The organism is Chryseobacterium oleae (genome assembly GCF_900115055.1).
Classification (GTDB): Bacteria; Bacteroidota; Bacteroidia; order Flavobacteriales; family Weeksellaceae; genus Chryseobacterium; species Chryseobacterium oleae.
The window spans coordinates 1,487,591-1,512,353 of the sequence record NZ_FOVD01000001.1 but is presented as its reverse complement, the minus strand read 5'-3'; the positions used below and the strand labels follow the sequence as shown (position 1 = coordinate 1,512,353).

Here is a 24,763-nt window from a genome sequence, read left to right as displayed (position 1 = left end):
TCATAAGTGCTGTCTGTTTTTTAATGTTGAATGTATGGATAAGTGAGGTGTATTAATAGTGTGTTAATTTATCTAACAGTGTTAAGTGATTGATAAAAGCTGTCCTGAATTTTTGAATTATAGTTTCCATGTTACTTTTTTTTAGTTTTTAACTGAATATTTTACCGGTATTCGATGTTATTTTTCCTAACGGTGTTAATTTTTGGTTCAAAAAAATTTACAAAGACTTAACGAAAGCTGAAACCGTTTCGTCTAAAGTCGTTTTATTCATCGTAGAAGGAATATCTGTATTTCGCATCATCATAATAGAGATCAAACCGTGCACCGCTGAAAATAAAGCGTGAGACATATGACAGGCATTGTCCGGATTGGATCCGTTCTTCTTAATGATGTTGAAGGTACACTCATAGATCAGGTCCTGAAATGATGAAAATTCTGCTTTCATCTGGCCCTTGCCGCTACACTGCATTCCCAAACCGAACATCAGCTGATAGTATTCTTTATTTTTAAAAGCAAAATCCCAGTAAGCATCTACGATGGCCGTAAGCTGCTCTTCCGGGGTATCAAATTTCTGCTGAGCTTTTAACAGCTCTATATGAAGACAATGAAAACCATTGATAGAAATTTCATACAAAATGGCTTCTTTGTTTTCAAAATAATCATACACTACAGGAGCACTGTACTCAATGGCATCTGCAATTTTACGCATCGAAAGTGATGCCCAGCCCTCTGTTTTAGCCAAACCAAAAGCCGCCTGCAAAATATTTGCACGTATGGATTCTTTCTCTCTTTGGCGACGTTCATGTAGGCCCATGATTTTTTATTTACTAACAGTGTTAGCAAAACTACAAACTTTTAAGTATAACTTCCAAATAATATTTAATAATTAACATTTAACGCAAGTTTATAAATTACTGAATTGGCTTGTATTAAAAGAAACTTTATCTTTGCTGATAAAGAAAATAAAGGATATGAATACTCCCTCCAATATGCTGGCTTTAGGAACCAAGGCTCCGTTTTTCGAGCTTCCGAACCCTTCAAAAACTAATGAGATCCAATCTCTGGAAGATCTGAAAGGTGAGAAAGGAACACTGGTGATCTTTATGTGTAACCACTGTCCGTTTGTTCTTCACGTGATCGACAAGATCAACGAACTGTATGAAGACTATAATGAAAAAGGGATTGAATTCATTGCAATCAATGCCAACAATGTAGAAAAATATCCGGCCGATTCTCCGGAAAAAATGATCGAATTCCAGATCGAAAGAAATTTTGATTTCCCATATCTGTATGACGAAAGTCAGGCCGTAGCAAAAGCTTACGATGCAGCATGCACACCGGATTTCTATTTCTTCGATGATAAATTAGACCTTATCTACAGAGGACAGATGGATGATTCAAGACCCGGAAACAACAAAGATGTAACCGGAGAAGACCTGATCATCGCTTTCGAAAACCTTTTGTTGGGTGAACCGCAGGAAGAGATTCAGAAGCCAAGTATGGGATGCAATATCAAATGGAAATAATAATATGAATGGTTGAAATTTTTAACCGTCGTATATATAAGTATAAGCTGTTCTTTTTAGAGCGGCTTTTTTTATGCGTAAAATTCTGTGTAATCGGAAATGTCTGCGGGAAATAAGTATCCATTACCCTTTTTATAAAAGATGTTTGGAGTTTACTCTGTATTCAAAGTTTATAATGTGGCTATTTATAATGCTTACAGCGTCTTCGTAAAATCCACATTAAAATATTTACGTTCCCCATTTTGGGAATTAAAAATAATTTTTATATTCACACCCTAAAACATTCAAATATGAAAAAAAACTATTTAAGTGCATTTCTTATATGCACAGGTTTGGGCATATCGCATGCCCAAGTAACCGAAGTCTACTTTAAATACCCTATTCTGCTGCTAAACTGGCTTCTATGCAATCTAAAACTATTGTGATCCTACTGGAGAATTCTGGGCATGGTTTATTGCATCTCTCGTAGGAAGCTATTTCTCAAGGGTTCAGGCCAATCATGGAAATTTTAATCCTGTAAAATGGGACTGGAAAAACACATGGACAGCTGTGGTGGGAGGAGCATTCGCCGGAGCTGCTATTGGCCAGGGGATAAGCAATATTAATGTATATGGAACGAAATTTATTGCAAATTCCGTAATTGGATCTGTGGGAAGTATATTTAATGGAATAGCGACCGGGCAAAATATTTTTAAAAGTGCACTTATAGGATTCTCAGGTATTAATTATTCATTTAATTTGTCGGATAATGATATAACCTTTTCTGAAGGCTTATATTATAACAAAGTGACTTCAAGAAATATTTCTAATGATATTGAATTTTACAAATCTAGTGAGCTTAATGCGGTTTACGATCATTTATATTATGATTTATTATTCAGAACAGATGGTTCTTCTATACTAAAAGAACAACTTAGAATAAATTATAAATTAGATGCGACCCCAGATTTATCAAATAAAGGATTAATAGAAATGGTAACTAATACACCTGAACTTAATAGGTTATTTGAATTAGGAGAGAAAAGTGCTATATTTCATGTTGTTAAAGGAATTCCAAGTAGTAGACCTGGTGGAGTAACATTAGGAGAAACTTTTGGTACATCGGTAATGCTATCTAAGATGGGTATTTTAACTAATCTAGATTTAGGATTAACTATTGGACATGAATTTGTACATGTTTATCATAATGTCCGATTTAGAAATGACTGGATGAGAATGTATAATGATACTTCAGGAAGAAAATATAAAATCATTTCAGAAATAGAAGCTCACACATGGAGTGAGAGAATGGGGGATCCATCTGCATATGAAAATCTGAAGTTTTATAATAATGAATTAAAATTATATAAAATATATAATTATAAACCTAAAAATACCTTCTAATGAAAAAGTATATTTTCATCCTGATATTATTTACTAATATGGCACTTGCTCAGGATTTAGAAATTGATATTCCGATTAGTAGAATAGAATTAACACCTGGAAATAATAATCTATGCTATAACATTAAAAATAATTCAAGGCAATATTATAAAATTCTAATAGATTCAACTGGATTCAGTACCGGCGAAAATGAAATAGTTGATGAACCTTACTTAGGATTATTGAATTTTAGAATATATGATGGAGAAAGACTATTAAATCCTGTATCTGGTTCCTATGCATACGAAAAGAATCTTAAAAATGCTAATCCATCCAATAAAGAACTATTGACATTTAGAGAATTATATATGTTAGATTCAACAAATATTTCTGAATTATATATTTTTTATAAAATATATAAAAGAATCATAAATATTCCTCCTAAAAAAAGTATAGCTTTATGTACTAAAATTAGTTTTCCTATTTATAATTCTAGTGCAGATAATGGATCTTTATTTTATGATATAAAAAATGAAAAAGAATATTATTTTCAATTGCATTTGAATATCCCTAAAAAAATGTTGAAAAAATTTTCTAAAATTTTGGATCAAAAATCAGAAAAGTATATAATATTTTCAGGAATTATTACTTCAAATAAAGTGAATATTATTTTAAAAAATATGAATTAATTGTTCTTAACGATAGGGCATTAAATTTTCCTTTATATATTAAACAATGATAGTCTTTTTGATAAAAAGGATGATGGTTGGCTGAATAAAAAAGATAGTGTACATGAGTATTTTACGGGACAATGGGAACAGGAATATGTACGATTCAGAGGATGGCAAAAATTGAATTTAAGCATGGAGTCACTATTCAACTATGTAACTTCTGAAGAAAGATTAAAGCCACTAATACAAAAAATAAAACCTATTTATAATAATTATTTAAAAAGCACTTTAAAATGAGAAGCAGAATAATTTTACTGGTTTTTTCTTTCTTTTTTGTTTTTTCCTGTAAAAAGAAGAAAACAGATACTTTCAATCTATCCTATAAACAGGATAACAAGAATATTGTACTTAATTTTGAAAATAATACCAGTACTGATATTGTATTTTTAGCACCTAATATGATAGGGTTTGAGAGTGTAAAAAATAAAGATTCTCAAAATGTATATGCTATAATAAAGACTAACAAGCAAAATAAATATTATCAAAAAATATTAGATAGTCTTTATATAAAAACATTGATAAATGAAAATATGCAGGTTCTTATTGATTTAAAGCGGCCTTCTGATGGCCATTCAGTCTTTTATTTGAAAAAAGACAGCTCTTTAAAGATATTTTACGATTTAAATATACTAAGAACTGCTATCCCTTCTAAGTATAAACAGATTTATTATCCTTACAAAAGAGGAATAGAGGAGAATTATTTAGAAAGAGATTATATATCGAAATTTTCTAAGCTTAATTTTGGTAGGGCAAGATTTATATTGCAGCCAGTAATAAAGGATAGTTTGTTTATAACTATTTCTGAAAAAGATACAAATTATTAAAATATTAATCCGCCTGACAAATGAGGCGGATTTTTATACAATTAGGGGTCAGCTTTAAACTCTCATTAAATAATATGAAAAGAATTATAATATCGTGTCTTAGCTGTACTTTTTGTTCGCCACAGTAAAATTCAAAGCACTTTAAAATGAAAAATATTACATTCGCTTTATTAACAATATTTTGTTTATTCTCTTGTAAACAAAAAAAGAATGATGCCTTCAGCTTAGAGTATGTTAAAAATAGTAATGAACTGTTTCTTATATTTGAAAATAATACTTCTCAAAATATTGTTTTTCCAGTACCGAACACACTTGAATTTGGAGATAAGAAATTCAAAGATTTTTCTACCCAAGGTGGGAAAGAAGGAGATTTTCCTATAAATGTATATGCAATAATAGAGGATAATCAATTTTCAAAATTTTATCAAAAAAAACTAGATAGTATTCACAATGCTTATCTAACCGAAATTGGAAACGCTGATTTTATAGGGGACGAAAGAAATGGCGATGGAAACTCTGTTTTTTATTTAAAAGAAAGGGAAAAATTGAGTGTAAAATACAAGCTAACTATCAACCAATCTCCTCCTTTAGAAAAATATTCTTCAAAATTTAAACAAAACTATTATCCTTATGACAAAGTATTAAAAGGGGATTATCCTGAAGCAGAAGATTTAAGAAGATTTTCAAAACTAAATTTTGGTAAAGCAAAGTTTATGGCACAACCTGTAATACAAGATAGTTTGTTTCTGAATATCTCACAGAATGATGTGAGTAAATAGTGATTATTTACAATTATAGATATTAAATAAATCCTTTTACTTTATATTCAGCTCCTACAATAAAATGTAGGAGCTTTTTCACACACAAATATCCGTGTCAATCTTTAAAATCTGAGAGAGACTTTTTCAATATCATAAATAAACGAGCTCATCATTTTATTTCACGCAGATCTCACGGATCCCGCAGATGTTTATGAATAATTATCTGTGAAATTTGCATGATCTGTGGGAAATAAAAATACCATGACTTCTTACAATCTTTATATGCAAGATGCTTCGACTCCGCTCAGCATGACAAGGGTACGTTAAAAGAATATTTTTAAAAAGTAGCTTTTAATGTAACCTCCTTTTCAACCTTCAGATCCACATTTACCTTATTGTGCGAGAAATTCTTTATAAACTCAGAAGGCGTTTTCTCCGTATACTTTTTAAACATCCGGTTAAAATAAGTCACATTGTTAAAACCACAGCTGTAACTGCATTCTGAAATACTCTTATCCTGAGCCATCAGCAGGCAGGCTTTATTGATACGGTATCGGTTCACAAATTCCGTAAAAGTGATCTGCGTCGCTTTTTTGAAAAAATTACAGAAAGCCGGGAGTGTAAGATTGGCTAGTTTGGCCACATCTTCGATATTGATTTCCTTATCATAATTATGTTCTACGTAGGTAAAGATATTTTCCAGTCTCGTTTTATTTTTTGAGATAATGGTGTACGGCATGATTTCCTTGTTCAAAAGATCATAATCCTTACATTTTGAAAGTTCAAATAAAATCTCAAGCAGCAGCAGATATCTTTTGTAGCCTTCAGATTCCAGCATGAGTTTCAGTTTCGGAAGCATTACCTTTTTAATCTTATGATGAAAATGAATTCCATATTTGGAAAGCTCCAGCAGATTTTTAATCGACCGGGCTTCCACTTCCTGCTGAGGAAACTGAAGAATCTCTTCCCTGAACTGAAGGACAATTTCTTCATGTGGATCCGTAGAATTTAATCCAAACCCCGAATGAGGAATATTGGAACCGATTAACACCAGATCTCCATTTGTATAATTGCTTTTGTGATAGCCAACGTGGCGGGTTCCGTTTCCGGAAATGACACATACCAGTTCGATTTCGGGATGGTAGTGGTATTCCCACTTAAACTCGCAGATGGGCGAATTGTTGTGCAGGGTGCGGAAGGAACTCTTTTCACTCGCAATGATTCTTTCAAAACTGACTTTCATCTGATTAATCGTATTTATTCAATAAAAATACTAATTATATTAATATAGTTCAAATATTGATTTATTGTGTTAAATTAATGTTAAGCGAAATGCTTCTATCTTAGCCGACAAGAAATGATCTCCATGAAAAATTTCAATATTAAAGCTGTACTGTTTTTGAACTATTTTGTTTTCGCGATTCTTTTGAATTCCGTGGGAACAGTTATTCTGCAGGTACAGCAAAACTTCGGAATCTCAAAATCTTCAGCCAGTGTTCTGGAAGGATTTAAAGATCTCCCGATTGCCATATGTTCATTTATTCTGGCGTCATTTCTGCCGAAAATAGGGATCAAAAATTCCATGCTTATCGCCCTTTTTCTGGTAAGCTGCATGTGTTTTGTGATGCCGTTTTCCAATGACTTCTGGTTTTTCAAACTGTTATTTGCCATTGTGGGAATTTCATTTGCATTAATAAAAATCTCAGTTTTTACTTCTATTGGCCTTGTAACCAACACCGATAAGGAACATTCAAGCTTTATGGGTTTTCTGGAAGGTTTTTTTATGATTGGTGTATTGGCCGGAAATGTACTTTTCAGCCTGTTCATTGATGATCACAATCCGAAATCGACTCAATGGCTGAATGTATATTGGGTGCTGGGCGCTGTTTCTACTTTATCATTTTTGTTTTTATTCTTTTCAAAACTGAACGAAAGCGAGGCCAGAAGTGAGAAAACCGATTTGCTGGGAGATCTGAAAAACAGTATCAGTTTATTCAGCTATAAAAAAGTATTGTTTTTTCTCCTGTGTGCTTTCTTATTTGTACTGGTAGAACAGAGTTTCCAGACATGGACACCTACTTTTTATAAAGAAATTCTAAAACTTCCAACGTCGATGAGTATTCAGGCTGGAGCCGTTTTAGCCGGAGCTTTTGCATTGGGGAGATTTTTATCGGGCTTTTTCTCCAAGAAATTCAGCTGGATCTATGTGGTTTCCTTTTGCGTGATTGGTTTTGCGGTAAGTATTATTCTGGTTCTGCCATTAACGCACAATATTCAGATTGATAAAGGAACAGGTTGGTTCAATGCTCCGCTTGTCGTGTATTTATTTCCTTTGATGGGAGGTTTGCTGGCACCGATTTATCCAAGTATCAATTCTGTGATCCTGGCATCTATTCCAAAATATTTACACAGTGCGATGGCCGGACTGATTGTGGTTTTTTCTGCGATCGGAGGAACGATAGGTTCTATGATTACCGGTTTTGTATTTCAGGAATTCAGTGGGCAGCAGGCGTTTTATCTATCACTGATCCCGCTTTCACTGCTAATCATCTCGGCGATTTTCATGAATAAATTAAAAATAAATCCTAAGAAATAATAATGAATAAACAGCTTTACATAAACGAAATCCAGACTCTTTTTGATGATGTACAGAGAGCAGAGATCTTTGAAGACCAGAAGATGATGACTGATGCCGTTCCGATGTTTCCTGTTTCGGAGATCAATGCGGAATACGAAAAGAAAAAAGGTAGTCAGGGATTTGATCTGAAAGATTTTGTGATGGCGAATTTTGATTTCCTGGGAGCCAAAATTTCTATCCACAGAGAAAATCAGTTGCCGATTGAGCAGCATATTGAAAAACTTTGGGATGAACTGACGCGCACCGCTTATGAAGAAAAAGGAACCTTACTGAAACTTCCGAAGCCTTATATCGTACCGGGAGGGCGTTTCAATGAATTCTTTTACTGGGACAGCTATTTCATTATGCTTGGGCTGCAGGTTTCGGGGAGAACGGAAATGATGAAGAACATTGTAGAAAACTGTTCTTATTTAATTCAGAATGTAGGATTTGTGCCGAATGCGAGCAGAACCCATTTCCTGAGCCGTTCACAACCACCGTATTTTTCGCTGATGCTGGATCTTTTGTTTGAAACTAATGGTGATGAAAAAATATACACCCAATATCACGATACTTTAGAGAAGGAATATGCTTTCTGGATGAATGGGGAAGAATGGCTGGAGAATAATTCGAGTGTGAAAAGAGTGGTGAAAACGAAGAAAGGAGATCTTCTGAACCGTTATTATGACGCAGAAAATGCACCCCGCCCTGAAAGCTATCTGATCGATATTGAAGACAGCGACAATGCAGGCGAAGAATTTTACAGAAATATAAGAAGTGCCTGTGAATCCGGCTGGGATTTTTCCAGCAGATGGTTTGCAGACGGAGAACATATACAGACGATAGAAACACTGAATATTGCAGAAGTGGATCTGAACAGCCTTCTATGGCATTTGGAGAAAACACTGGCCAAATCTTCAGCGCTTCTGAATCTGACAGAAAAAGAAAATTATTTTACTCAAAGAGCAGCAGGACGCAGACAGATGATCAACACTTACTTTTGGGATGAAAACACTGAATGTTATAAAGATTATCACTTAAAAAAACACAAAAACACACCGTCTGAACATATTGCTGCTCTTTACCCATTATTTTTGGGACTGGCAGACGAGGCACAGGCTGAATCTGTTGCTCAGCATATTAATGATAAATTCCTTTATCAGGGAGGTCTTGTAACGACTACAAAGAAAACCGGCCAGCAGTGGGATCTTCCCAATGCATGGGCACCCTATCAGTGGTTAGGTTACAAAGCAATGAAGAATTATGGTTTCGATGAACTGGCTGAGGAAATTAAAAATAACTGGTGTAAGAATGTGGAAAGGGTCTACAGCAACACCGGAAAATTAATGGAAAAATACAACGCGCTAGACACTGAAACCATTGCGGGAGGAGGAGAGTACCCGAATCAGGACGGATTCGGATGGACAAACGGGGTCTATCTCAAATTAAAACAAAACTAACTCTATAAAAATCATTTGCTATGAAAAAAAGATCGATATTTTTAATGGCTGCCACCGCTACGCTGTACTTTAACAATGCGTATGCCCAGGAAACCCCTCAGGATTCCATCAAGACGTCATCCATAGACCAGATCGTTATTACCGGAAACTCCGGCCCGAAAAAGAAAATAGAATCAAGTACCGCTATCTCTACGTTTACGGCCAAAGAGATTCAGAAGCAGAATCCTATCAGTGCAGCCGCTCTTTTACAGAGGGTTCCGGGATTTGCTGTGGAAACTTCCGGTGGTGAAGTGGGGAACAACCTTTTTGCAAGAGGGATTCCTTCTGCAGGAGCTTATGAATTCGTGCAGGTTCAGGAAGACGGACTTCCTGTGTTTGAAGACGGAGCACTTCAGTTTGCGAATGCGGATAATTTTTTCCGTGTAGATAATACGGTGAGCCGTCTGGAAGCGCTGAGAGGAGGTTCAGGTTCCATTTATGCGAACAATTCTCCCGGAGGATTGATCAACTTTATATCCAAAGAAGGAAGTAATGATTTTAAAGGAACGGCTAAGCTTGAGACCAGTACTTACGGGCTGATGCGTACAGATATGAATGTAGGCGGTGCTTTGGTAAAGGATAAATTGTTCTTTAACGTCGGCGGATTCTACAGAACAGATAACGGAATCAGAAAGACCGGTTTCAGAGCCAATAATGGCGGACAGATCAGAATGAATCTTAAATATGTCTTTGATAAAGGATATGCTAAAGTCTACTACAAAAAACTGGACGACAGAAATACATTCTACCTTCCGATTCCTTTATTACAGGACGGAGACAAACTTAAGGAATTCCCTGGTTTTGATGCCAACTACGGAACCTACAGTTACAGAGGAATAAGTCAGCTTAATATTCCACAGGCTGGCGGCGGATTTTTTAAGAGAGATCTTGAAAACGGAATTCACCCAAAAGTAGATGTAGTAGGTGCAGAATTTAAATATGATCTTGGAAATAATTTCAGCGTTCTGAACAAGACAAGATATACCAATATCAATATGGAGTACACGGGAATGTTCCCTGCAGGAGCTCCTAAGCTGGCTTCCGATTATGCCACTAAACCAGCCAGTGAAGGTGGTTTGGGAATGAGCAATTATCAGTATTCTCTGGTGAGCAATGGGGCTATTGTGAATCCTCAGTATATCCAGAAATTGGGATTCTGGGCTATTGATAAGCAGATGAATAATTTTGTGAATGATTTACAGTTCAATTATAAATTTGACAAAGGAAGTGTAACGGCAGGTTTCTATAAATCAAACTGGAAATCTCATCAGTACTGGAATTGGAGCAATGTTTTAGCAACTGCTTCAGACAAACCTGAGCTTTTAAACCTCGTAAATCCGTCTATGAGTCCCTCAGATACAGGGTATTCCCAGACTTACAATGGGGTGAAAGATATGTCTTTCCTGATCAGAGATTCCCAGATCCAGGGAAGTCTTAATGATGCGTATCTGAATTTTGATTATAATGTTACAGAGGACTTAAGCCTAAATGCAGGAATGCGTTACAGCCGTGATTACTATAAAGGATATGGAGTCAATACAACAACTGCGAATCTGAATAATTCCGGTTTAACGACTGACGGAACCCACAGTTTTGCAACGACAACGGCAGATGATAATATGGCGGTATTGGGTAATAAATATACCTACTGGAACTATGATATCAATAAAGTATCTTATACATTGGCTGCGAATTATAAGCTTAACAAAGGAAATGCAGTATACGCCCGTTTCTCCCACGGTTTCAGATCTCCAAATGAAGAGGCTTACTACAATAATATGTCAGATCTGAGCGCGATCAAAGCGGTTGATACCAATCAGCTGGAAGTGGGATACAAATATTATTCACGTACTTTCGATATCGGAATTATTCCTTTCTATTCTACACTTAAAAACCTTTCATTTACGGATGTATTCTCAGATGGAACGTCAGAAAATAAATTCGCCAACACAACGAACTTCGGGGTAGAAATCGAAGGATACACCAGACTGTTCAACAATATTCTTGAAGTGACTTTCAACGGAACCATCCAGAATCCGAAATACAAAGATTTCGTAGGAAAAAATGCAGACGGAACTACCTTTGACTACGATGGAAACACCGTAAGAAGAATGCCTAAGTTCTACTTCAATATCTCTCCTGCTGTGAATATCACAAAAGAATGGAGAGCCTACGTAAGCATGAACTACTACGGAAAACGTTTCCAGAACGAAGGAAATACGGATGATAATGTTCTGCCTTCATTCACTGAAGTGGGTGCCGGAATGTCTTATCAGTTAGGAAAAATACGTTTTGCAGTAGACGGAACGAATATCTTTAACACGATTGGAATCACAGAAGGAGATCCAAGATCCCAGACTGCAGCCGGAACGAATATCAGAATGGCAAGACCAATCATGGGCGCTGCTGCAAGAGCATCCATCACACTGGATTTTTAAACTTATATTTATTTTCTTCATAAAAAAAACCGTCAGGATATTTTCTGGCGGTTTTGATTTTTTTTATGGGAAAGATCTAAGAGGCAAGAGCCAGGAATCAAGATTTTTAATGCCAGACATAAGACTGAGATTGGAAAATGTCAATGGTGAATTTTGCTTCGCAAGTGAAAGGTCAATTCTTAGCTGCATGTTTAGAAATTCACGATCCAAAATTCAAAATTCACGATTATCATGTATGATGTCAATGGTGAATTTTGCGTCGCAAGTGAAAAGTGAATTTTAGCCACTCATAAATTTCCGGGATGCGGGTTTCGCGGCTCGAACCAGCAACTGGTAACTGTCAACCAGCAACCAAACTCTCCAACTTGAAAAACTCGTATCTCAAATCTACTTAAAAAACGGATTATACTGCTTCTCAAACCCGATCGTCGTAGGATTTCCGTGGCCTGAGAACACCTGAGTTTCATCATCCAGAATAAATAGTTTGTTAGTAATACCGTCGATTAATTGTTCATAGTTTCCTTTGTAAAGATCAGTTCTTCCGATGCTGCCTTCGAAAAGGACATCGCCGGAGATCATGAACTTTTGGTTGTCGTTATGATAGACTACGCTTCCCGGAGAATGTCCCGGAACGTGGTAGATTTTGAATTGTTCTCCATCCAGTTCAAGAACGTCGCCTTCATTGATGTAAGTGATGTCTGCTTTTACCGGATCAACAGTGAATCCGAATCTCATTCCGCTGGCCTGAAGCATGTCCAGTACATCCTGATCTTCCTGATGCATATGGACAGGAACTTTGAAGGTGTCAAAAGCCCATTGAAGCCCTAAAACATGGTCAATATGAGCATGCGTCAGAAGAATCTTCTCGATCTTCAGTCCGTTTTCAGAAATAAAGCTTTCTATCGCTTTGGTTTCCTGCTCATTCATATTTCCCGGATCTATTAACCAGGCGTTTTTATTCTCGTTGTAAACGATATATGTATTTTCACTGGCAAAATTGACAACGAAGCCCTGAATCTGAAGCATAACTGATTTTTTTTATTTCAAAAATACGATATTATTAAGAAAATCCCGATTTTTCGTTATCTTCGTCATAATGAAAACTTTGCGCATACTTTTACTCTCTTTGGGCGGACTGGTTTTTGGTCAGAATATCCAAAGCATCCAGCTTTTTAATCCGCAGACGAACGATGAAACACCTGTGATCAAGTTCGGTGAACAACTGGTTTTAAGCTTTGACGACCTATCCAATGCCAGCGAGATCTACAGATACACGATCAAACATTATGACAGAAACTGGAATGATGACAATCTGTTTTTTACAGAAATTGCCAACGGAAGTCTGAACGGGCTTCTGGATCAGTTCCAATATTCTTTCAACACGCTGCAGCCTTATACCCATTATAAGCTTACATTCCCGAATGATAAAATACAGCCGAAGATCTCAGGAAATTTTGAGCTGATTGTTTATAAAGATTCGGCAGACAAACCTCTTTTCAAAAGACGTTTTTATCTGGTGGAAGATGCGGCAACTATCGCTTTGAATATCTCAAGAATCGCAGATGCCAAAAATCCCAATGTGAACCAAAGGGTAGAAGTAAAAGCAACTTCGAAAGCAGGAGATCTTTCCTCTAATGTCAATTCAATGACGTTGAATGTGATGCAGAACAACAATCCGAATGTGGTCGTTAATGGTTTGAAACCAAGTGCAACCTTAGGAAACCAGCTGCTTTTTCAGCAAATGAATTTAACATTCCCCGGTAATAACGAATTCTATTATTTCGATAACAAGAATATGAATATGGCCGCAGATATGGTGAGAGCTACGGAATTGAAAGACGGGATCAATCAGACGTATCTGCATCCGGTATGGGCTTTTCCTCTGAATTATCAGTATCAGCCTGACGTAAACGGAGCATGGTATTACAGAAGAAATGATTTGGGATTGGAAAGAAATGCAGAAAGAGAAGGAGATTATTCCTGGGTGTATTTTTCTCTTGATTCCGATCCTGTGGATAAAGAGATCTATGTACTGGGAGGTTTTAATAATTTTAAGCCAAGCAAAGAAAACCAGATGCAGTACGATGCCGCCAATAAAAAATATGTAGCCAGAATATTTCTGAAACAAGGTTTCTACAACTATATCCTCGCCACAAAAGAAAGCAACGGATCACTGAACTTCGGGGAGGTGAATGGTAATTTCTGGCAAACAGAAAACCTGTATCAGGCGTTTTTATATTATGCTCCTTTTGGACGTAATTACGACGGGCTGATGGGGTATGGAGAGTTTAGAACTCCGATCGGAAAATAATTTTTAATTTAAATTTTTAAAATAGTAGGAGACATTCATTATGGATGTCTCTTTTTTATTGTACGAATGATTGTGGATATTATTTGTTTTCTTTTCTAACCACAGATTTCACAGATATACACAGATGATTGTGTTTATTTGTGCAAATCATTTGTGGAATTCGTGTTTAATACTTTCCATTGCATCAAAAATTCTTTGAATTTTTTTAAACTTATGTGTACTTCTTATGCATTATCTTTTCAACTTAAAAAACTGAAGTGTTAAAAAACTTTTGTGCCTTTTGTGGTTATATAATATTTTTTTGAATCACAGAAGATTGTGTTTATTTGTGCAGATCATTTGTGATATTTGTGTTTAATTAAAAAAAAGGAACTGTATAAAACAGCTCCTTATATTTTAAACCAGATAAAAATCATTCAGTTTTTCTTCGCAGAGGATTTTTACTACGTCGATCCAGCGGTCTTCATCATTCAGACAAGGAATGTAATGGAAGTTTTCTCCGCCTCCATGCTGAAACTGTTCTTTACCTTCTACTGAAATTTCTTCCAGAGTTTCCAGGCAGTCTGATACGAAAGCAGGACACACAACGGCCAGATTTTTTATTCCTTTTTTAGGAATCGTTTCTAATGTTTCATCCGTATAAGGTTCTATCCATTTATCTTTTCCCAATCTTGACTGGAAAGAAACAATGGTTTTTTCTTTCGGAAGACCCATCTTGGCTATTACGGCTTCTGTCGTTTTATAGCACTGATGTCTGTAGCAATACGCATTGTGAGTATCCACCTGACTGTTGATACAGTTGGCATCATCAATTTTACAGGTCTTTGACGGATCTGTTTTATAAAGATGTCTTTCCGGAACTCCGTGATAGGAGAATTGTAGAGCATCAAAGTTTTCAGGAAGTTTTTCCTTAATACTTTCTGCCAGACAGTTGATATAAATGTCCCTGTTATAGAAAGGCTGTATATAATTGATTTTTACTTTCGGAAATTTCTTTTTACGGACTTCCTCTGCTTTTTCAATCACTGTTTCTGTAGTACTCATCGCATATTGCGGATACAGAGGAAACAAAACAATCTCTGAAACGCCCTGATCTACCAGTTTCTGGATTCCTGCTTCGATACTGGGTTGAGCATATCTCATCCCGATTTCTACAGGAACATCCACTATTTTTTGCAGTTTCTTCTGGATCTTTTCAGTGATGACAACTAAAGGTGAGCCTTCATCTGTCCATACTGTTTTATAGGCTTCGGCAGATTTTGCAGGTCTTGTTTTAAGAATAACTCCCTGAACCAGCATTGCCCGGAAAATCCAACGGTAATCAATGACCTTTTCATCCATTAAAAATTCGTCAAGATATTCCTTTACATCATTTACCGCCGTGGATCTTGGCGATCCCAGATTTACTAATAAAATTCCTTTCTTTGAATTTAGGGATTCTTTCTGCAAAACTTTCTTTTTTTAATTATAATTTCAATTGATGGGGTTCAAGATTTGAGAATCAAGAGCCAAGAATCAAGATTTGAGACATAAGATCAGAGGTATGAAATTTTCACAACAATTTTAGAAACCAGCAACTGTCAACCAGCAACTAAACTGTGAACTCATATACTCTAAAACTCTCCGACCCTCATACGCTCCAACTCAAAACCATTACCCATTCACCGCTTCCACTCTTTCCACCAAATCCGGAACGAATTGTTTTAAAATATTTTCAATCCCGTTTTTCAAAGTAGCAGTAGAGCTTGGACATCCTGAACATGCACCCTGTAGAAGCATTTTTGCGGTTTTACTTTCCTGATCGTATTCCATCAGGGAAATTTTTCCGCCATCGTTTTCTACGGCAGGAGCTACATATTCATTAAGGATATCTGAAATTTTTTGTTCGTCGTCCGTATAGTCTCTGTTGATGATTTTTTCAACAGGATTTTCATGGGTCTGAGGTTCAAGATTGGATATTTCACCTCCGTTCTGAAGATATTCAGCAATAAGGCCTCTTACAGCCATCATTACCTGATGCCATTCCACAGAATCATCTCTGGTTACAGCCACAAAATTGTCAGAAATAAAAATTTCTTTAGCGAAATCAAATTCCTTGAAGATTGCTTGTGCTAAAGGAACTCCTTCTGCCGCCTCTCTTGATTTCACTTCCACAAAGCCGTCAATAAGCATTTTACTGGAAACAAATTTCATAGCATTCGGGTTAGGAGTCATTTCCGCATAAATCTGATACATTTCCTTCTTCTTCTGAAGATAAATTCTCGGATTGGCTAATAATTCATCCTCGATGACATTTTTCAGGCTTTCAGCGACGTGTTCCCATTCAATGGTATCCTGTTTTGCTACCGCTACAAAATTAGCAGTGATGAAAACTCTTTCCACAAAAGGATAGTTGAAGAGTTCCTGAGCTAAAGGAATTTCTGAAATATCTGAACTTCTGTCCAACTCTAAAGAGCCCGGGATCAGGTTATAATCCGCGACAAATTTCATCACTTTCGGGTTTTCAGTTGGTTCTATAAGTATCGTACGCATTTTTTCGTTAAATTTGAGATACAAAAATACGCAATTAGAAATTAGAAGTTGGAGATTAGAAATTAGATTTTTGCTATCGCACTCATTTGAAATTAGAAGTTAGAGATTAGAAGTTAGAAATTAGTATAAGTAGACGTGTGATTTTCAAATCAATTCATTTTCCGACAAAAAATTAAAAGTTATTTCATGTAATCAGAATTTACATTTTCAAATTAACTTATTTTTCAAATTTTCAAATCAAAATTATGGCAATTGTAAAAGAACTTTTAGGAAAAAAGCCTCAGATAGGAGAGGGCACATTTTTGGCAGAAACGGCAACCATTATCGGTGACGTTACCATGGGAGAGAACTGCAGTATCTGGTATAATGCAGTGATAAGAGGCGATGTACATTACATCAAGATGGGCAATAAAGTAAATGTTCAGGACAATGCCATGCTGCACTGTACCTATCAGAAATACCCTTTGAATATTGGAAATAATGTTTCGATCGGACACAATGCCATCGTTCACGGATGTACCATCCACGACAATGTACTGATTGGTATGGGAGCCATCGTAATGGATGACTGCCTGGTAGAGGAAAATTCTATCGTAGGAGCCGGTTCTGTAGTGACCCAGGGAACGCATATCAAATCAGGAGAAGTATGGGGTGGAGTTCCAGCCAAAAAAATCAAAGACATTTCTGCCCAATTACTGGAAGGAGAAGTGAACAGAATTGCAGATAATTATGTGAAATATTCTTCGTGGTATAAGGAGAATCTGGAGAACTAGTTTTGAGTTGGAGAGCTCTAGAGTCGGAGAGTATTAGGGTTGGAGAGTTTGAGAGTACGCGAGTTTAGTTGCTGGTTGACAGTTGCTAGTTTCTAAGATCGTTGTGAAAAATTTCATATCTCTGATCTCATGTCTGAAATCTTACATCTGATGTCTCAGATTCACCATTCACTTGCGAAGCAAAATTCACTATTGACAGTTCCTATAGTATTAAACTATCGGCCTTAATAGTCTGGAATCTGATGTCTGTTATCTGAAATCTATTATCAATTACAAATAAACAAAAGCTCCATCATTCCGATAGAGCTTTTTTTTAATCCTTAGTATAAACTCCTGAGTGAGTTTTGTTGATAATTCAACGGATATATAACCTTTGCTTTGATTTTTTTCTTTTTTTATTGCTCCGGCGTTATAAGCAGGGCTTTTCCGGCGATACACTTGACAGATGTTGGTGGTGTAATCATCATACAGTCAGACGTGATATTATATTTTTCATTGAAAGCTTTTACTTTCTGGGTATATTCTTCAATTCTTGGATGGATGATCGTTTCTATTTTTTTAGGATAAGCGATATATTGCTGAGGTCCTCCGCACGCTTTGGCTCCCATTGGAGCAAAGGTCCAGTCTGATGCATTGTCACATTTTTCTTTGGCAGTTTCAGATTGAATGGATGCTTTTAACTTATCCAGCTGAGCCTGTTCATATTTTTGACTGTCTTCATCGGCTGGTCTTTCTGAGATATCCTTAGGAAGATTGGTGTCGGCATTTTTTGTTGTATTACATGAAACCAGAGTAAGTGTAGCACATAATGCCAGTAATGGAATATTGATGAAAAATTTTTTCATTATAAATTTCTTTTCAGTTAAAGAATTTTCAAAAGTTATGCCAAGGTAACAAATTCAAATTCATTTTGCGTAATTTTGGAGCGATGAACAATCATTTTTTTGACTTAATAGAGCATACGAACAGAAGTGTCTTTCTTACGGGAAAAGCCGGAACCGGAAAAACAACCTTCCTTAATGATTTTGTAAAGAAGACGAGGAAAAAATATATTGTGGTAGCGCCTACGGGAATTGCCGCGATTAATGCGGGAGGGGTAACCATCCATTCCATGTTTGGGCTGCCTTTAAGAACATTTTTACCCACTACGGATCGTATCGACGGAAGCTTGGCGAATAATATTGCTGACCTGATGCCTCATTTCAAATACAGAAAAGACAAACTGAAACTTTTAAGAGAAGTAGAAGTGCTTATTATTGATGAGGTTTCCATGTTGAGAGCTGACGTTCTTGATATGATGGATTTTTCGCTGAGATTTATCAGAAGAAATAGCCAACGCTTCGGTGGAGTTCAGATGTTGTTCATTGGTGACCTTTACCAGCTTCCACCGGTGGTAAGAGACGAACATATTTTAAAGATCTGTTATCAGTCACCGTTCTTTTTCGACAGCCATGCCGTGAAAGATATTCCTTTGCTGACTATTGAACTGACCAAGGTGTACAGACAGTCGGATGAAAAATTCCTGGATATTCTGAACGCCATCCGTGACGGAGATGTGGCTAATATCAATTTTGATGTTCTTAATGAAAGATATGACCCTGATTTTAAGGCAGGAACTGATTCTTACGTTTATTTGTGCTCACACAATAAAATGGCGGACGAAATCAACCAGCAAAAACTGGAAGAGATTGATCTGACCGTGAAAACCTATGAAGCCAAACTTTTTGGAGATTTCAAGGAAAACCAGTTTCCGAACGAGCAGTTTCTGGAATTAAAAGTTGGAGCGCAGGTAATGTTCATCCGAAACGATATTTCCGGAGAGAAGAAATATTTCAACGGAAAATTGGGTGAAATTATGTCACTGGATGATAACGAAATTAAAGTGGTTCTCGATGGAAGCGAAAGAGAAATTGTCGTAAAAAGAGAAGTCTGGGAACAGAAAAAATACTTCCTTGACACCGAAAAAAATATCAAAGAAGAAGTTCTGGGAAGCTTCGAACAGTTCCCGATCAAGCTGGCGTGGGCGGTTACTATTCACAAGAGCCAGGGACTGACGTTTGATAATGTCATCATTGATGCCGGGAAAAGTTTTACAGCCGGTCAGGTGTATGTTGCCCTGTCGAGATGCCGTACTTTGGAAGGTATTGTTTTAAAATCCAAAATCACTCCTGAAGTTATTTTTAAGGACAACAGAATTCTGCAGTTCCAGGGAAATACTTTTGCTAATGATAATGTAGAAGCCATCCTGAACCGTGAAAAATATGACTACAGCATCAAAAAAGTACTCCGTACCGTCAACTGCCTGTGGTTCCTGAATGAAGTAGAAGAATGGAATAAACTGTCCATCACCACGAAAAGTATTGATCATGTAAAGACCAACCAGCTGTATCTTCAGCTGAAACATGAAATTGTCAACCTCGGAAAAATCTTCGAAAAGCTGGAAAGAGTCATTTCCCAGAAGGTTAATAATTTTATCGAAAATAAAGAAGAATGGTCAGAAATTGAAGGCAAAACGAAAGGAGCCGTTAATTTTTTCTTTACAGAAATCAGGTATAAAGTATTCAATCCGTTGAAAGAATTTTATGCTGAAATCAAAGGAACAAAAGGTTTAAAACAGTACAACGAGGAATTCAGAGACTGGCTGGAAGATACAGAAGAATATCTGAACAGTCTGAAAGAAGTTCATCTGCTGGAAACTAAGCTTTTAGATGAGAAAAATGATAAAGAAATCAATTTAAAAATAGCAAAAGTTCCTTCCCAGGTTCTGACCTTCCAATTATTTGAGCAGGGGAAAACCATTGGTGAAATTGCTATGGAAAGAGGCTTGGTAAAAGAAACGGTAATCGGACATTTGGCAAAATTTGCAGAACAGGGACTACTGGATATTTCAAGAGTCATTACTTCAGATAAGATCAAAGCGTTTGAAAATGAATTCTATAAAAATCCTCATGAAACCCTTACGGAATGGAAGAATGCATTGCCTAATGATTTTGAATTCAATGAGATCAGAATTTTAATCAATCATTATACTTTTAAAAAGGAAAAGAATGATTCAATGTAACAAAAAAGACTGTCCCAAAAGTGAGACAGTCTTTTTTTAGTTGTTTAAGATCATAATGAACCCTATGGATACATCGTATTGATCGTATTGATATCTCCTGTGGTAAAGCCGGTTCTATTGTAGGTGAAGTTGGTATTGTTTGCTCTCTTAATAGTCGGCTGTCCGTTTTTAGAATAGGAATTTGGCCAATACATCATCACTGAATTAATATTGAAAGGACCTATGTCCGTTCCTGAGTTATACATATTGAAATTATAAGCCTGCCCATCCTGAATGTTGTTCCACTGGATGCTTACATATTGATCTCTGTCTTTGCGGGCATGTTCGTGATAAAGTCCAACTGTATGTCCCATTTCGTGAATCACTGATCCTACAGAAATATACTGGTCCAAAGAAATAGTCTGTTTTCCACCCTGATACCCTATATGTGCCCATCCATCTGATCCGGATGAACTTCCGAAAATAAATTCCACATAGTTCGTCTGATTGGTACGGGGAATCCATTGGGTATTGGTTTTGGTATTGTACTCATTAACAGCGGAAGTGATTTTATTGGCATTGATGGAGCCCATATTACCGGCCACAGTATAATAAATCTTAGCTCCCGGCCATCTCGAAAAACTGGCACCTCCTTTATTAACGGGATTATCTTCTGCCAGCTGTTTGTCAGTAAGAACAATATCTCCCTGGAAAAAATTCAAACCATCCTTTTTTTCATAAGTAATAGTCTGGCCTCCCAGTTTTCCCTGTTTGATGTTCTTACTTTGAAGACCATCAGCCTGGGCTTCCGCCATGATCTCATCATTGTTTTTACTACAGGAAGCAAGGGCTACCATGATAACAAAACCTGCAACTACAGACTTTTTGACCTGTAGTTTCCGATACAATACATCTTTGATTTTTTTGTTCATAATAATTATTTTTAAATGTGGTGTTCAATTCGGTGATGGTAATACGAATATATTATTTTATTTCTATTATTTGTGAATTATTAATGTTGAATGAATAATTTATCTGATGATTATTGGTGATCCGTTATAAATGTTTTTCGTTTATGATACCTTTCTTTAAATAAATTCCATAAGTAAAAGTTGGTTACAGAAATTTTATTTTCAATAGTTTTTGCCTGAACTAGGCAATCAGACTTATCAATTACAAAAAGTAACTAATGCGATTTTATTGGTTTAAATTTGTTTGTTTTTAAACCTAAAATTTAAAATTATGAAATCACCGAGGGTGATTCCATATCGCTTTCAAAAAAAATAAATATCTGATATGAAAAATTTTGAAATATCGGTGCTTGATCTTGCTCCCGTAAAGCAGGGAAAAAGCATTCACGATACGTTTCAGGACAGTTTATCTTTAGCAAACCATACTGAACAATTACATTATAAAAGATTCTGGCTTGCCGAGCATCACAATATGGAAAGTATTGCCAGCTCTGCCACCACCGTTCTGATCGGTTTTATCGCCAACGGAACAAAAACAATAAGAGTCGGATCCGGAGGAATCATGCTTCCGAACCACAGTTCCCTGATCATCGCTGAACAGTTTGGAACCCTGGAATCTCTTTTCCCGGGAAGAATAGATCTTGGTCTGGGAAGAGCGCCCGGAACAGACGGACTTACCGCTCAGGCGCTGGGAAGAAATCCTGCGATCATCAACAAACAGTTTCCGAGACAGATCTTAGAACTACAGACGTATTTTTCGAAAGACAATGCGGATGCTTTAGTGCGTGCAATTCCCGGTGAAGGGCTGGATATTCCGCTTTACATTCTGGGATCCAGTACAGACAGTGCGTGGCTTGCTGCGGAACTTGGGCTTCCGTATGCTTTTGCAGGACATTTCGCTCCGGAACAAATGGAAATGGCTTTTAAAATTTACAGAGAACATTTTCAGCCTTCCGAACAGCTGGCTCAACCTTATCTGATGGCCTGTATCAATGGAGTAGCGGCAGAAACTTCTGAAGAGGCGCACAGAATGTCCACAACACTGTTCCAGGCATTTATCAACATCATCAGAAATGACCGTAAACCTTTTGCTCCGCCAGTCGATGATATGGATGATCTCTGGTCGCCGATGGAAAAATCCATGGTGTTGCAGAAACTGAAATATACGTTGATCGGAAATCAGGCAGAAATAGAAGAACAACTGAAAGATTTTCAGGAAAAATTCAATGTGGATGAATTAATTATCAACTCACATATCTACGATCATCAGAAAAGACTGAGATCTTATGAGATTTTCAGAGAGGCAGCAAACTCTTTATCCAAAGCCTAACAAACCCTCCATATTAATTGGCAGATGCTCATTTTTATAAGTATCTTTGCACAAATAAAAAGTAAACATGTCTGATATTAAATTAAATACTATTCCAGAGGCTATTGAAGACCTTAAAAATGGTAAAATAATCATAGTAGTAGATGATGAAGACAGAGAAAACGAAGGAGATTTTCTTTGCGCTGCAGAATTGACAACGCCAGAAATTATCAATTTTATGGCACTTCACGGAAGAGGACTTATATGCATGCCGCTTCCTGAAAAAAGATGTGATGAGCTTGGTCTTGAAGTGATGGTAAGCAGAAGCAGTGATCCTAAGGAAACCGCTTTTACCGTATCTGTTGACCTTCTTGGAAACGGAACTTCTACAGGTATTTCTGCCGGAGACAGAGCCAAAACCATTTTAGCTTTGATGGATGAAAAATCCAAGCCGACGGATTTCATGAGACCTGGACACATTTTCCCGCTTCGTGCTAGAAAAGGAGGGGTTTTAAAAAGAGCAGGACATACTGAAGCAGCCATTGACCTGACTCAGTTGGCAGGTTTAAAAGAAGGTGGTGTGATCTGTGAGATCATGAATGACGATGGTACGATGTCCCGTTTGCCGGAACTTCACGCTTTTGCTCAGAAACATGATATGAAGATTGTTTCCATTGAAGACCTGATTCATTATCAGCTTAAAAAAGGAAACCTTATCGAAAGACTGGAAGAAAGAAAAGTACAAACTGCTTATGGTGAGTTTGATTTTTTTGCTTTCAGAGAAACATCGAATGACCAGATCCATTTTGCCCTGACGAAAGGAGCATGGACGGTTGATGAGCCTGTTTTGGTAAGAGTTCAGTCTTCAGATTCTTATTTTGATGTATTGACAAGACTGAACAACGGTGAAAAACCTTTATTGGAAAAAGTAACCAATATGGTGAATGAAGCAGGAAAAGGAGCGGTTATTTTCATCAATAACGTTTCAAATTCTGAAAATACCCTGAGAAAACTTCAGCAGTTCCTGAATTATCAGGACGGGCAGGAGCAGCATCCTACATTGGCTTACAACTACAGAGATTACGGTATCGGAACACAGATCCTGAAAAATCTGGGAATCAATAAATTTAAAGTGATCACTCAGAACCCTAATATCAAACCGCAGGTTGGTGGATATGATGTAGAGGTGACAGAGTTGGTTCAGCTATAAAAATATATTGTGAATGGGCTGTAGTGAATGAATACTATAGGTCATTTGTAGAAATAAAATGAATAAAAAGGTTTAGGATTTTTCTAAACCTTTTTTTATTTTTAAACCATGACAGAGTCTTTAAAGAAACATATCAGGGAGTATATTGAAATTTCAGACGAGAAGCTTGAAAAATACTGCAGCGCCTTCACCATTCAGAAAATTAAGAAGAAAGATTTCCTATTAAAAGAAGGTGATATTTGTGAAGCCGAAGGATTTGTGTTGAGTGGCTGTTTTAAAGTTTTCCGTACAGATAGCAATGCAGATGATCAGATCCTGTATTTTGCAGTGGAAGACTGGTGGATTTCTGATATTGACAGTTTTATTAATCAGATTCCTTCGCAGCTGAATATCCAGGCGATTGAAGATAGCGAAATTCTTCTCATTTCCAAAGAAGACAAAGAAAGACTCTATCTTGAAATTCCTGAAATTGAGAAACTGATGAGGCTTAAATTTCAAATGTCTATCATTGCCTTACAGCGTAGAATTATAGATAATTTAAGCAAACCTTCCGATGAACGTTACCAGGACTTTTTGAATAAATATCCCAAAACAGCCCACCGTCTTACCAATATTCAGATCGCTGCTTATTTAGGAGTAACGCCTGAATTTATCAGCAGAATCCGGAGAAAAATTGTAAGTAGAAACTAAGACTTTTAAGATGAATGGTCAATTGTGAATTTTGCTTCGCAAATGAAATGATGGATATGAAAAGTTTTGGGATGCGAGATAGGCAGTTCGAGCCAGGAACTGTCAACGAGCAACTAACCTGTATACTCTAAAACACTCCGACTCTCAAACCCTAATACTCTCCAACTCC

Annotated in this window: 21 protein-coding genes; 14 read left to right on the top strand and 7 right to left on the bottom strand. The window is 36.6% G+C overall.

What is annotated here, in order from left to right; genetic code table 11:
- Nucleotides 1–217: 217 nt before the first annotated feature.
- Complete coding sequence (locus tag BM143_RS06845; RefSeq protein ID WP_090023793.1) at nt 218–814, bottom strand: TetR/AcrR family transcriptional regulator; 597 nt, start codon at nt 812–814, stop codon at nt 218–220.
- 157 nt (nt 815–971) lie between these two features.
- Here BM143_RS06845 and BM143_RS06840 point away from each other — a divergent pair, with 157 nt between their 5' ends.
- From BM143_RS06840 to BM143_RS06820, 5 genes are all read left to right on the top strand, one after another.
- Complete coding sequence (locus tag BM143_RS06840; protein WP_047452112.1) at nt 972–1,526, top strand: thioredoxin family protein; 555 nt, start codon at nt 972–974, stop codon at nt 1,524–1,526.
- Nucleotides 1,527–2,075: 549 nt separating this feature from the next.
- Nucleotides 2,076–2,909, top strand: a complete 834-nt coding sequence (locus tag BM143_RS06835) for a hypothetical protein (RefSeq protein WP_090023792.1) — start codon at nt 2,076–2,078, stop codon at nt 2,907–2,909.
- The gene (locus BM143_RS06830; protein ID WP_090023791.1) at nt 2,909–3,577 is read left to right on the top strand and encodes a hypothetical protein; all 669 of its coding nucleotides are present in this window, start codon (nt 2,909–2,911) and stop codon (nt 3,575–3,577) included. Before BM143_RS06835 ends, BM143_RS06830 begins: the two co-directional genes overlap by 1 nt.
- Nucleotides 3,578–3,852: 275 nt before the next feature.
- Nucleotides 3,853–4,443 carry a hypothetical protein gene (locus BM143_RS06825; protein ID WP_090023790.1) on the top strand — a complete coding sequence of 197 codons (591 nt, stop codon included), beginning with the start codon at nt 3,853–3,855 and terminating at the stop codon, nt 4,441–4,443.
- 146 nt (nt 4,444–4,589) lie between these two features.
- Nucleotides 4,590–5,222 (top strand): hypothetical protein, encoded by a 633-nt coding sequence (locus BM143_RS06820; RefSeq protein ID WP_090023789.1) that lies wholly within the window; start codon nt 4,590–4,592, stop codon nt 5,220–5,222.
- Nucleotides 5,223–5,541: 319 nt separating this feature from the next.
- On the opposite strand, the gene BM143_RS06815 is transcribed toward BM143_RS06820, so the two are convergent.
- A complete protein-coding gene (locus BM143_RS06815) occupies nt 5,542–6,447 on the bottom strand; it encodes an AraC family transcriptional regulator (protein ID WP_090023788.1) in 906 nt (301 codons plus the stop codon).
- A gap of 123 nt (nt 6,448–6,570) precedes the next feature.
- Here BM143_RS06815 and BM143_RS06810 point away from each other — a divergent pair, with 123 nt between their 5' ends.
- The 3 genes from BM143_RS06810 to BM143_RS06800 are packed head-to-tail and all read left to right on the top strand — an operon-like array spanning nt 6,571 to nt 11,758.
- The gene (locus BM143_RS06810) at nt 6,571–7,800 is read left to right on the top strand and encodes an MFS transporter (RefSeq protein ID WP_090023901.1); all 1,230 of its coding nucleotides are present in this window, start codon (nt 6,571–6,573) and stop codon (nt 7,798–7,800) included.
- Nucleotides 7,801–7,802: 2 nt separating this feature from the next.
- Nucleotides 7,803–9,281 (top strand): trehalase family glycosidase, encoded by a 1,479-nt coding sequence (locus BM143_RS06805; protein ID WP_090023787.1) that lies wholly within the window; start codon nt 7,803–7,805, stop codon nt 9,279–9,281.
- 20 nt (nt 9,282–9,301) lie between these two features.
- Nucleotides 9,302–11,758 (top strand): TonB-dependent receptor, encoded by a 2,457-nt coding sequence (locus BM143_RS06800; RefSeq protein ID WP_090023786.1) that lies wholly within the window; start codon nt 9,302–9,304, stop codon nt 11,756–11,758.
- 387 nt (nt 11,759–12,145) lie between these two features.
- Here BM143_RS06800 and BM143_RS06795 read toward each other — a convergent pair whose 3' ends face one another.
- The gene (locus tag BM143_RS06795) at nt 12,146–12,784 is read right to left on the bottom strand and encodes an MBL fold metallo-hydrolase (protein WP_047452102.1); all 639 of its coding nucleotides are present in this window, start codon (nt 12,782–12,784) and stop codon (nt 12,146–12,148) included.
- A 70-nt stretch (nt 12,785–12,854) separates the two neighbouring features.
- Between BM143_RS06795 and BM143_RS06790 the strand changes: the two genes are divergently transcribed.
- The gene (locus BM143_RS06790) at nt 12,855–14,069 is read left to right on the top strand and encodes a type IX secretion system plug protein (protein ID WP_090023785.1); all 1,215 of its coding nucleotides are present in this window, start codon (nt 12,855–12,857) and stop codon (nt 14,067–14,069) included.
- Nucleotides 14,070–14,465: 396 nt separating this feature from the next.
- Here the strand turns inward: BM143_RS06790 and hemH are convergent, their stop codons facing one another.
- Both hemH and BM143_RS06780 read right to left on the bottom strand, forming a co-directional pair.
- Nucleotides 14,466–15,518, bottom strand: coding sequence for a ferrochelatase (hemH, locus tag BM143_RS06785; RefSeq protein ID WP_090023784.1), 1,053 nt, complete (start codon nt 15,516–15,518; stop codon nt 14,466–14,468).
- A gap of 204 nt (nt 15,519–15,722) precedes the next feature.
- Nucleotides 15,723–16,601 (bottom strand): NifU family protein, encoded by an 879-nt coding sequence (locus tag BM143_RS06780; protein WP_090023783.1) that lies wholly within the window; start codon nt 16,599–16,601, stop codon nt 15,723–15,725.
- Between the two features lie 245 nt (nt 16,602–16,846).
- Here BM143_RS06780 and BM143_RS06775 point away from each other — a divergent pair, with 245 nt between their 5' ends.
- Nucleotides 16,847–17,374, top strand: a complete 528-nt coding sequence (locus BM143_RS06775) for a gamma carbonic anhydrase family protein (protein ID WP_047452095.1) — start codon at nt 16,847–16,849, stop codon at nt 17,372–17,374.
- Nucleotides 17,375–17,769: 395 nt separating this feature from the next.
- Here BM143_RS06775 and BM143_RS06770 read toward each other — a convergent pair whose 3' ends face one another.
- Nucleotides 17,770–18,219 (bottom strand): hypothetical protein, encoded by a 450-nt coding sequence (locus BM143_RS06770; RefSeq protein ID WP_090023782.1) that lies wholly within the window; start codon nt 18,217–18,219, stop codon nt 17,770–17,772.
- Between the two features lie 83 nt (nt 18,220–18,302).
- Here BM143_RS06770 and BM143_RS06765 point away from each other — a divergent pair, with 83 nt between their 5' ends.
- Nucleotides 18,303–20,435: a helix-turn-helix domain-containing protein gene (locus BM143_RS06765; protein ID WP_090023781.1), complete on the top strand. Its 2,133-nt coding sequence runs from the start codon at nt 18,303–18,305 to the stop codon at nt 20,433–20,435.
- 62 nt (nt 20,436–20,497) lie between these two features.
- Here the strand turns inward: BM143_RS06765 and BM143_RS06760 are convergent, their stop codons facing one another.
- Nucleotides 20,498–21,346 carry a M12 family metallopeptidase gene (locus tag BM143_RS06760; RefSeq protein ID WP_090023780.1) on the bottom strand — a complete coding sequence of 283 codons (849 nt, stop codon included), beginning with the start codon at nt 21,344–21,346 and terminating at the stop codon, nt 20,498–20,500.
- 364 nt (nt 21,347–21,710) lie between these two features.
- Here BM143_RS06760 and BM143_RS06755 point away from each other — a divergent pair, with 364 nt between their 5' ends.
- The 3 genes from BM143_RS06755 to BM143_RS06745 all read left to right on the top strand — a co-directional run bounded on the left by BM143_RS06755 (nt 21,711) and on the right by BM143_RS06745 (nt 24,594).
- Nucleotides 21,711–22,715 (top strand): LLM class flavin-dependent oxidoreductase, encoded by a 1,005-nt coding sequence (locus tag BM143_RS06755; protein WP_090023779.1) that lies wholly within the window; start codon nt 21,711–21,713, stop codon nt 22,713–22,715.
- Nucleotides 22,716–22,782: 67 nt separating this feature from the next.
- Entirely contained in the window at nt 22,783–23,904 is a 1,122-nt protein-coding gene (gene ribB, locus BM143_RS06750; RefSeq protein ID WP_047452078.1) for a 3,4-dihydroxy-2-butanone-4-phosphate synthase, read from the top strand.
- Nucleotides 23,905–24,012: 108 nt separating this feature from the next.
- Nucleotides 24,013–24,594, top strand: a complete 582-nt coding sequence (locus BM143_RS06745; RefSeq protein WP_072921666.1) for a Crp/Fnr family transcriptional regulator — start codon at nt 24,013–24,015, stop codon at nt 24,592–24,594.
- Nucleotides 24,595–24,763: the final 169 nt, after the last annotated feature.

Excerpts from the sequence above, each read along its gene's own strand:
- BM143_RS06765 (WP_090023781.1), top strand. The coding sequence starts at position 18,303 with ATGAACAATCATTTTTTTGACTTAATAGAGCATACGAACAGAAGTGTC.
- BM143_RS06770 (WP_090023782.1), bottom strand. The coding sequence starts at position 18,219 with ATGAAAAAATTTTTCATCAATATTCCATTACTGGCATTATGTGCTACA.
- BM143_RS06815 (WP_090023788.1), bottom strand. The coding sequence starts at position 6,447 with ATGAAAGTCAGTTTTGAAAGAATCATTGCGAGTGAAAAGAGTTCCTTC.
- BM143_RS06795 (WP_047452102.1), bottom strand. The coding sequence starts at position 12,784 with ATGCTTCAGATTCAGGGCTTCGTTGTCAATTTTGCCAGTGAAAATACA.
- ribB (WP_047452078.1), top strand. The coding sequence starts at position 22,783 with ATGTCTGATATTAAATTAAATACTATTCCAGAGGCTATTGAAGACCTT.
- BM143_RS06745 (WP_072921666.1), top strand. The coding sequence starts at position 24,013 with ATGACAGAGTCTTTAAAGAAACATATCAGGGAGTATATTGAAATTTCA.
- BM143_RS06825 (WP_090023790.1), top strand. The coding sequence starts at position 3,853 with ATGAGAAGCAGAATAATTTTACTGGTTTTTTCTTTCTTTTTTGTTTTT.
- BM143_RS06805 (WP_090023787.1), top strand. The coding sequence starts at position 7,803 with ATGAATAAACAGCTTTACATAAACGAAATCCAGACTCTTTTTGATGAT.
- BM143_RS06840 (WP_047452112.1), top strand. The coding sequence starts at position 972 with ATGAATACTCCCTCCAATATGCTGGCTTTAGGAACCAAGGCTCCGTTT.
- BM143_RS06820 (WP_090023789.1), top strand. The coding sequence starts at position 4,590 with ATGAAAAATATTACATTCGCTTTATTAACAATATTTTGTTTATTCTCT.
- BM143_RS06780 (WP_090023783.1), bottom strand. The coding sequence starts at position 16,601 with ATGCGTACGATACTTATAGAACCAACTGAAAACCCGAAAGTGATGAAA.
- BM143_RS06845 (WP_090023793.1), bottom strand. The coding sequence starts at position 814 with ATGGGCCTACATGAACGTCGCCAAAGAGAGAAAGAATCCATACGTGCA.
- BM143_RS06790 (WP_090023785.1), top strand. The coding sequence starts at position 12,855 with ATGAAAACTTTGCGCATACTTTTACTCTCTTTGGGCGGACTGGTTTTT.
- BM143_RS06810 (WP_090023901.1), top strand. The coding sequence starts at position 6,571 with ATGAAAAATTTCAATATTAAAGCTGTACTGTTTTTGAACTATTTTGTT.
- BM143_RS06760 (WP_090023780.1), bottom strand. The coding sequence starts at position 21,346 with ATGAACAAAAAAATCAAAGATGTATTGTATCGGAAACTACAGGTCAAA.
- BM143_RS06800 (WP_090023786.1), top strand. The coding sequence starts at position 9,302 with ATGAAAAAAAGATCGATATTTTTAATGGCTGCCACCGCTACGCTGTAC.
- BM143_RS06775 (WP_047452095.1), top strand. The coding sequence starts at position 16,847 with ATGGCAATTGTAAAAGAACTTTTAGGAAAAAAGCCTCAGATAGGAGAG.
- BM143_RS06830 (WP_090023791.1), top strand. The coding sequence starts at position 2,909 with ATGAAAAAGTATATTTTCATCCTGATATTATTTACTAATATGGCACTT.
- BM143_RS06755 (WP_090023779.1), top strand. The coding sequence starts at position 21,711 with ATGAAAAATTTTGAAATATCGGTGCTTGATCTTGCTCCCGTAAAGCAG.